5 protein-coding genes and 1 pseudogene are annotated in these 8,942 nt (G+C 66.5%); all 6 read left to right on the top strand.

Going from position 1 to position 8,942, the window contains the following annotated elements; genetic code table 11:
- Window positions 1-411, top strand: a pseudogene (locus tag D769_RS19090) (hypothetical protein); the annotation flags it as partial.
- Window positions 374-4,531, top strand: a complete 4,158-nt coding sequence (locus D769_RS19085) for a tetratricopeptide repeat protein (RefSeq protein WP_008648367.1) — start codon at window positions 374-376, stop codon at window positions 4,529-4,531. The pseudogene D769_RS19090 and the gene D769_RS19085, both read left to right, overlap by 38 nt.
- 51 nt (window positions 4,532-4,582) lie before the next feature.
- Window positions 4,583-5,131: a hypothetical protein gene (locus tag D769_RS19080; RefSeq protein WP_008648366.1), complete on the top strand. Its 549-nt coding sequence runs from the start codon at window positions 4,583-4,585 to the stop codon at window positions 5,129-5,131.
- A 23-nt stretch (window positions 5,132-5,154) separates the two neighbouring features.
- Window positions 5,155-6,618 (top strand): PelD GGDEF domain-containing protein, encoded by a 1,464-nt coding sequence (locus D769_RS19075; RefSeq protein ID WP_008648364.1) that lies wholly within the window; start codon window positions 5,155-5,157, stop codon window positions 6,616-6,618.
- A gap of 3 nt (window positions 6,619-6,621) precedes the next feature.
- Window positions 6,622-7,608, top strand: coding sequence for a hypothetical protein (locus tag D769_RS19070; protein WP_008648362.1), 987 nt, complete (start codon window positions 6,622-6,624; stop codon window positions 7,606-7,608).
- Window positions 7,605-8,942 (top strand): GT4 family glycosyltransferase PelF (pelF, locus tag D769_RS19065; protein WP_008648360.1); only part of this gene is annotated, 1,338 nt, incomplete at its 3' end. The genes D769_RS19070 and pelF, both read left to right, overlap by 4 nt.

Here is an 8,942-nt window from a genome sequence, read left to right as displayed (position 1 = left end):
GATGGCAACCTGCGCAATCTGCGCTGGACGGGCGCGGGCGTGCCCGACGTGGCCACCGCGACCGGCGTGACGGGTTCGTCGCCGGCGCCAGGTGGCGGCGTCTACGTGCATCTGGATGGTGGCAATGCGCGCTTCCGTTTCGCACCCACGGCCACGCAGTCGGTGCCGGAGCTGCCCGAGGCCAACGGTCTCGTGCGCGACTGGCGCCGCGATGGCAATGTCACCCGATTTACCTTCGCCGGCTATTACAAGCCGTTCTTCCGGCTCGCCAACGCGGGCCAGTGCAGTGTTTCCATCGATGGCAAGCCAGTAACCGGTGTGCGCGATCGCAATACGCTGCGTTTCGATACTCCGGCGGTCAATGATCCGATCCATGTCCAGCAACAAGTCGAAGTCCGCTGCGGCGCCTGAGCGCGAGCGGCTGTTGCCGCCGGCGCTGGTTCTGACCTTTACCGCGATTGTGGGGGTCGGGCTGGCGCTGATGTTCCCGCGCGAGACCCTGCGTGAGCGCCTGCTTGGTCAGGGGAGGGCCGTCGATGGCCTGACCGTGGCCTATCTCGAGGCGTGGTCACGCGTGGCGCCCAACGATACGAACTTCATGAGCGTGCTGGCCGAACAGTACGCCCGCAGTGGTCGGCTGGATGATGCCGAGACGATGCTCGAACGCATGTTGGCGGTGAAGGGCCAGGACCTGACGGGCCAGATCCTGCGCACGCGCATCGAGATCGCGCAGCAGCGCGCCTATGCGGCCCAGCCGGATTCCCCCGAGCGCGCGGAGCGTCTGGCCATGATGAACGGCCTGCTCAAGGACGCCACCACGCCGGAGATGCTGCGCGCCTGGTCGGTGGCCGATCTGCAGACGCTGGCCACGCAGTCGCGCCAGGTCGGCAATGCGGCTGCCGCCGTGAAGCTATTCCGCGAACTCAGCGTGCGCGACCCGGCCAACGTGGATTTCTATAATCGCCAGCTTGCCGGCATCGCGCTGGCGGGCGGCAACTATCGCGATTCCGCCCGCGCGTTGTTCGAGGCGCAGGCCCGCGCGAAAAATCTCTACGAGCAGCGCACGCTGTTCCTGCAGGCCCTGCAGACACTGCAGGCCGGCAATCTGCTCGATGAAGCGCTGGCCGAAGCGGAGCGCCATGGTGGAAAGCTGCTCGATGACGCCGAGGTACTGCGCTATCTGACCAGACTGGCGCTGGCGGCGAACAAGCCGGATATCGCGGCGAAGTATGTGGAGCGCCTGCTCAAGCTGTCGGCCAACCGGCCGACGAAGGGCACGCAGTTCGCACAGGCTGAACGGCAGGGGAACCTCCGCCGGGTCTCCGATACCGAGCCGTGGCTCGCGCGCGGCGTTGTGTTCCTCGACGGTCCGCGCGGCCTCGCCTTGCGCGAGCAGGTGGGCGAATTCGGCCTGCGCCGTGCGGCTGCGGAAGCGATTCCGGCGTCTGGCGTGGTGACGAAACCGGCCACGCGCGACATCACGCAGGCTGAGGCCCAGGAGACGGCCAAGGCCGAAGTGGCCACGGCCGTCGCCAATGGCAAGACGTTCAATCCCGACGACTACGACCTGGCCTACCGCGTGTTCCTGGCCGCGGGCAAGCTCGATCAGGCCCAGCGCGTGGCGCAGACGGCCGTGGACAAGTTGCCCAACGACGCCGTCTGGCGCGAGCGTCTGGCGCAGGTGGCGGAATGGAATCGCCAGCCAATGGTCGCGCTGCAAAGCTGGCTCAAGTATGCGCAGGAGACCAACGACGAACGCGCGTGGAATAACGTGATGCGGCTGGCGCCGGGCCTCAACGACGACCGGGCCTATCTGGCGGCGTTGCGGCATCGTGCGGCGGGCGGCGATCTGAAGACGATCGACGAGGTCGTCGCGGCCTACGAACGGCTCGGCGAGCCGGAGGCCGGCATGGCATTCCTCGACGGGCTCGCCAACGGGCCGAACGGGCGTCAGGTGATGGAGCGCAATGCCGAACTGGCCGAGCGCGCCGGCAAGGACGACCGCGCGTTCGAGCTCTACGGCCAACTGGAGAAGCGCTTCGGCGCGCGCCCGCTCTACGCGCTCAAACGCGCCAACATACTGTTCGTGCGCGGCCGGCTGGATCAGGCGATGGACGCGATGCTGCCTGCGCGCGACAAGGCCACCACGCAGGACCTGCTCTATTGGCGCACGTACACCCAGCTTGCCCGCCTGACGCAGCGGGACGATCTGCTCAAGTACGGCTATCGCCAGATGATGATCTCGATGGCCAAGAGTCATGACGATCACTGCATGGCGATGCCGCCCGGCGCTGCCCGCAACGACTGCCTGGCCGAAGTTCGCGATACCGAGGACGATGATTTCGCGAACCTGATCGAGTACTACGATCGCTGGCCGATCGACGCCGGCCGCATTGCAGAGGCAGGCTGGCGCAAGAACGGCAAGCTCGATGAGCTTCAGTTGGCGATGTACTACTACACGCGCGCGCACGCTTATATCCGCATCGAGCAGATGCTTGCCAGCCTGACTCCCGAGCAGACGCGACAGGCCGAATCGTCGGCGGGTTTCCTGATGCGTCGCGCCGAGTACTGGCGCGCGACCGGTAATCACGAACGCGCGCTTGCCGATCTGCGTCATGCCATCGGGCAGGCCGATGCCGATAGCGAAACCTACGGCGCACTGCTGTGGGCACTCGTCGACATGGGTACCGACACCGAGGTGCGCGCAGTGATGCTGCGGCTGAAGCCAGAGGCGGAGAATGATCCGAGCCTCTGGGGTGCCTACGCAGCCGGCGCGATGCGCTTCCAGGACGGCCGCACTGCCTTGCACTTCCTGCGCAAGATGCTGCATGGCAAGAGCGCCGATCCGCTCTGGCTCGGCGTGACCGCCGATGCCTGCGAGGCTATCGGCCAGACCGATCTGGCCTGGCGTATCCGCCGGCAGGCATGGGTCGAACTGCATCGTACGTGGGCCGTGGGTGGCGCGAAGTGGGCCGAGGAAAGCGCCGGCGACGAGTATGCCGATGAAGACGAAGAAGATGCGCAGGGCCGTCCGGCACGCTCGGATCTCCGTCGGCAGATGATCGCGCTCGGGCAGATATTTGCCTCTGCCGATGTGTCGCGTGGACTCGTCGTCGAGATGCTGCGGCGCGACCGCGAAAGCGTCGCCGCGCGGCAGGCTGCGCCCAGCGATCCAAAATCGCCCTCGCAGCTCGGTAACGTGCCGGGTTTGTCCCCGCTCGAGGTGACGCCGCCGCCGGCGCTGGTGGAACGCGAACGGCGCAGACAGGCGCAGCTTACGGCCGCCAGTCGCGAGGTGGCGCTGGCCTGGGCGATGTCGTCGGAGTCGAACGAACTCGCGCGAGCCTGGCTGGCCCGTCAGTACGCCGAGCGGCTGCAGAGGCCCGCGTACGCCGAGATCGCGATTGCGCTCGACGACAACGACATGGACAAGCTCGACCGGATCATGGAGCGCAAGGCCGGGAAGGTGCCTGTGCTGAGCCAGATCGAGGTCAATCGCCAGCTCGACCGACTTTCCGCTGCCCAGACCCAGGCGTTTGAAACGCAGGAACTGGCGCGCACTGATGACTCGCTGCAGCAGACACTGCAGGACGCACTGTTGTTCAACGCCCAGGCAATCGAGCCGCGCGCGTCGTACCAGCGTCAGAATCCGCTGGAGTTCTACGAGTACAGCCTGGCCGGTGGTGCCCGGCTTTGGGACGGCTATGCGCTGAACCTGCGCGGCGTGTTCCGCGATCAGCGCTCGACCGACCGTACTGCGCTCGACAACGTGCCTGGCAGCGACCGTCGCGCCGAATTGGCGTTGACCTACCGCGACACCCAGAAACTCTGGCTGCTGGGCGTGGGGCGTCGCGACGGCCTGCAGAGCTTCACCACGGCGCGGCTGACTGGCGCGTGGAACCTGGAGGATCGGGTGTCTTTCACTGGCCGGCTCGGCTACAACCAGCAGGCGGACGAATCGGCGCAACTACGTGTGGGCGGCATGAAGGACTTGGTCGAACTGGGCGCGACATGGCGGCTGGGGCTGCGCGAGTTCATTCGCGGACGGATCGAGTACGACCGCTTCTACGGGCAGGACCGTAGCTCGCTGGGGCACGGCATGGTCTACGACGTGGAGGCCGGCTATCGCATTCGCACGCAGTATCCCGACTACACGGTCCGCATCGTCGGCACGCGCGGCATTTACAACACCAACGGCGGCACGCTGACGCCCACGATGCAGCGGCTGGTGCCGGCCGGTGGCGACGCTACGCCTGCGTTCTACATGCCGCAGAACTTCACGCAGGCGGGTGTGCTGTTCGGCTTTGGCACCGAATTGCTCGACGACTACACGCGCAAGTGGCGGCCCTTCCTGGACGTTGGGGCGCTCTACGACTCGCGCGCGGGGCACAACTTCCGCGGCCAGCTTGGCATGGCTGGTTCGGTGTTCGGCAACGACCACATGTCGATGTACGTGCTGCATGAAACCGCGTCCCGCAACGGCGGCACGCCGCTGACGGAAGTGGGTTTGCGATATCGCTGGCTCTACTGATAGTGAATACTGATGATCGAGTTCTTGAGAGTAACGAGGGGGATGGAAAACATGAACAGGATGACGACTCGCATGGGCCGCGTGATGGCCTGGTGTGGCGCGCTCGGCGCGGCACTGTGGCTGGCTGGTTGCGCGGTGACCGACGTGGGCCGCGCGCCGCAGATGTCGCCCGGTGACGTGGTGGCGGTACTGCCCATCGTCAACAACACCGAAACGCCCCAGGCTGGCCTGCGTGCCGAGGCGATCGCCGAATCGCTGCTGAAGACCGGCGGCGTGGCGAACCTCAAGCGCTACCCCGCCTCGCTGAACCCGGAAACGCTGTTCGAACCGGCCGAGCGTGAATCGGTGGGCAAGGCGCTCGAGTGGGCCCGTGGCGAGCGCGCGCGTTACGCGCTGACCGGCTCGGTGCAGGAGTGGCGCTACAAAGTTGGCGTTGACGGCGAGCCTGCCGTGGGCATCTCGCTGCAGCTGATCGACGTGGCCAGCGGCCAGGTGGTGTGGTCGGCCACCGGCAGCAACGCCGGCTGGAGCCGCGAGTCGCTCTCGGGCGTGGCGCAGAAGCTGCTGCGTCGCCTGCTGGCGCCGCTGATGCAGGGTTGAGCACGGAAGGACGGGGGAGAGACGTGGCCAAGACCGTGGAAACAAGGCGCCAGGGGCAGGGCATCGGCCTGGGCGGGCGCTACGCGCGCTGGCTGGCGCCCGCGGGTGGCGGTGCGGCAGCCGTGATCGAGATGATCGTGATCATGGCGGCGGCAATGGGCGTCACCTGGCTCGTGCTGCCGCAGAACCCGCTGCTGCTGGGCATGGGCTTTCCATGGGTCTGGCTGCTGCCGGTGATTCTGGCGCTGCGCTATGGCACGTTGGTGGGTGTTGGCGCGGTACTGATGCTGCTGGGCGGGTGGTTCTTTTTCGACGAGATCGGCGCGCACAGTGGCGCCTTCCCGCGCATGTTCTTCATGGGCGGGCTGCTGCTGGTGCTGGTGGCGGGGCAGTTCGGGGACGTGTGGAATACGCGCCTGGCGCGAGCGCGGGCCGTGAATCGCTATCTCGACGAACGGCTGGCCGCGCTGACGAAGAACCACTATCTGCTGCGCATTTCTCATGCCCGGCTCGAGAACGATCTGCTGGCGCGTCCTACGACGCTGCGCGACACGTTGTCGCAACTGCGCGCGGTGGCCTTGCAGGACGCGATGAACGGCGGCAATACCGGTCCGCTGGCCGGCGCGCAGCCGATGCTCCAGGTCGTCGCACAGGCCTGTCAGGTCGAGGGCGCGGCGCTCTATGCCTGCGATGGCGAGCGTGTCGTGCCGAACGCCGTGGCCAGCATCGGCCCGGCCTTCGAGATCGACGTCAACGATCCACTCGTGCGGCACTGCCTTGAAACGCGCGCGCTGGCGCATTTGCGTTCCACGGGGCTCCAGCAGGACGCGCAGACGCGCTACGTGGCCGTCGCGCCCGTGCTGGCGGGGTCGGACCGGTTGATTGGCGTGCTGGTCGTGGAACGGATGCCGTTCCTGTCGCTGACCTATGAAAACCTGCAGATGCTGATGGTGCTGATGGGCTACTACGCCGATGGCGTGGAACATGCCCGCGCCACGCACGGCATCCAGGAAATGGCACCGGCTATTCCGTATGCGTTCGCGCTCGACTACGCGCGGCTGTCGCGGCTGCGTCACGAGACGGGCATCCAAAGTTCGGTGGTGGCGCTGGTCTTCGACCTCGACGAAGCGCGCGATGCGCTGTTCGAGCAGGTCGTGCGCAGCCGTCGTGCGCTCGATGTGGCCTGGCCGGTGCGCAACGCCCATCACCGGGCCATGCTGACGCTGATGCCACTGTCGGATGCCCAGGCGGTATCCGCCTATCTGGTGCGTATCGAGGACATGCTGCGCGCGCAGTTCGGCACCGATTTCTCAAGCGCGCATATTGGCGTCTACACGCTCTCGGTGCCCGCCGAGGGTGCGGAGGAGGCGCTCATGCGGCTGCTGCACCGCTGCCAGCTCGATGGGGCGTCCACGATCACGGCCGTGCAGGCCGATGGCACGCGCGACGCCAGCGTGGCGGGCGCCGGACCGGCAAGGGCAGGCTGACCCATGGGCAAGCTGACCTTCGGAGGCGCCGCCTTCCAGATCTCCGCCCTGGCGCTGCTGTTCGGCGGCGGGACTGGGCTGCCGCTGTTGCTGGGCTTCCTGACGCTGCAAGGCGCGGCCGCGGCGCTGCTGGGGCTGGCATTGTGGCGCCTGTTGCCGCGCCGCTTCCGGACGCCTTTCGTGTGGAGCTATGGCTATCTGGCAGCGTTCTGCTTCTTCGTGCCGGCGGGTGGCGTGTTGGTGTGCATGGGCAGCCTGTTGTTCTCGAAACTGTTCCCGCGCCGTGGCAGCAACAGCGGTATTGCATCGGTAGCGCTGCCCGAGTTCGTCACCCACCTGATCCAGCGTGTGACCCATGGCGGGGGCGCGCGGCTGCGCGCGCAACTCGGCAATACGCGCGCGCCATTGCCTGAACGCATGACCGCGCTGGTAGCCATGCAGTCGATGCCCACGCGAACGGCCAGCCCGGTGCTGCGCGAACTGCTGGCCGACAGCACCGACGATATCCGGCTGCTGGCCTACGGCATGCTCGATGGCGCGGAAAAGCAGCTTACGCAGAAGATCCTGGCCGAGCTGCCCCGTCTGGAGTCGGCTGACAGCCCGCAGGCGCGCGGGGAGATCAACCAGCGGTTGGCTGACCTGTATTGGGAACTGATCTACCAGAACCTGGTGCAGGGCGATGTGTACCGCTACACGGCTAGCCAGGTGGAGCGCTACGCCAGCGCGGCACTGGAGATCGACGGCAACATCGCCGCGCTCTGGTACATGCGCGGCCGGCTGGCGCTGACGCGCAACGCGCCCGCCGAGGCGCGCGAGTTCCTGGCTCGTGCCGAAGCGCTCGGCTTCGCGCGTGATCGCGTGTTGCCGCTGCTTGCCGAGGCGGCTTACCTGGAACGCGACTATGCCACCGTGCGCCGCCTGATGGCGGATTTCGACAGTCCTTCGCCGCTCCCACTGGTGCGGCCCCTGCTGCGGTACTGGCAATCATGAGCGAGATTCTGGTCAAGGGAACGTCCGCGGACGTCATGCTGCTTCTGGAAGGCACGTTTCCTTATGTGAGTGGTGGGGTGTCGAGCTGGGTCAATCAGATGATCCGCGCCTTCCCCGATATCCGGTTCGGCATCGTCTTCATCGGCAGCCGCCGACAGGACTATGGCGAGATGGCCTACGCGCTGCCGGACAACGTGGTGCATTTGGAAACGCACTTCCTCTACGACTTCGCGCCGCCGCCGATGGTGCATGGCACGAAGGGCGACGCGCATGCCTTCGACCGCTCGGACGAACTGCACAAAATGCTGCGCCAGCGCGGCAGGGAGGTGGAGGCGGGTGATCTGATTCGCGAACTGATGCCGGCGCTGGGCGAGGGCGGCGCGCTGTCCGAGGATGCGTTCCTCTACAGCAAGCGGGCGTGGGACACGATCACCGATCAGTACCGACGGTACTGCACCGATCCGTCGTTCACGGACTATTTCTGGACTGTCCGGATCATGCACAAGCCGCTGTGGCAGCTCGTGCGGATCGTGGACGGGCTGATTCCCGCCAAGGTCTATCACACGGTTTCCACCGGATACGCGGGATTCCTCGGTGCAATGCTGCGGCATCGCACTGGGCGCCCGCTGCTGGTCTCGGAGCACGGCATCTATACGAAGGAACGGAAGATCGACCTGTTCCAGAGTCAGTGGATCCGCGATAACCGGAACATCTTCGAGCGCGATATTTCCCAGATCAGCTATTTCCGCGAGCTCTGGGTGCGCTTCTTCGAGACGCTGGGTCGCGTCTGCTATGAGGCCGGTGACGAGATCACGGCGCTGTACGAAGGCAACCGCAGCCGCCAGGTGCTGGATGGCGCGCCGGCCGAGCGCACGCACAATATCCCGAATGGCATCAACCTGCCGCGCCTTTCGGCGCTGCGCGAGCGGCGCGCGCCGGGTGTGCCGCCGGTGCTGTGCCTGATTGGCCGGGTGGTGCCCATCAAGGACATCAAGACGTTCATTCGCGCGATGCTGACTGTGGTGCGGGAGTATCCCGATGCCGAAGGGTGGATTGCCGGCCCCGAGGATGAGGATCCGGATTACGCGACTGAGTGTCGCAGCCTGGCCGAAAGCCTCGGGCTGGGCAGCAAGGTGAAGTTTCTCGGCTTCCAGAAGATCGACGAGTTGCTGCCGAAAGTCGGCGTGCTGGTGCTGAGTTCGATTTCCGAGGCGTTGCCGCTGGTGGTGCTCGAAGGGTTCGCGGCGGGTGTGCCGTGCGTGACGACCGACGTCGGCTCGTGCAGCCAGCTCGTCTTCGGGCTGCCCGGCGAGGACGCGGCGCTGGGGGCCGCG

This window comes from Cupriavidus sp. HMR-1, assembly GCF_000319775.1.
Taxonomy (GTDB): domain Bacteria; phylum Pseudomonadota; class Gammaproteobacteria; order Burkholderiales; family Burkholderiaceae; genus Cupriavidus; species Cupriavidus metallidurans.
Note: the sequence above shows the minus strand (reverse complement) of the source record. Positions and strands in the feature narration are given on the sequence as shown.

Coding starts and splice junctions, on each gene's coding strand:
- D769_RS19085 (WP_008648367.1), top strand. CDS start 374: ATGTCCAGCAACAAGTCGAAGTCCGCTGCGGCGCCTGAGCGCGAGCGG.
- D769_RS19080 (WP_008648366.1), top strand. CDS start 4,583: ATGAACAGGATGACGACTCGCATGGGCCGCGTGATGGCCTGGTGTGGC.
- D769_RS19070 (WP_008648362.1), top strand. CDS start 6,622: ATGGGCAAGCTGACCTTCGGAGGCGCCGCCTTCCAGATCTCCGCCCTG.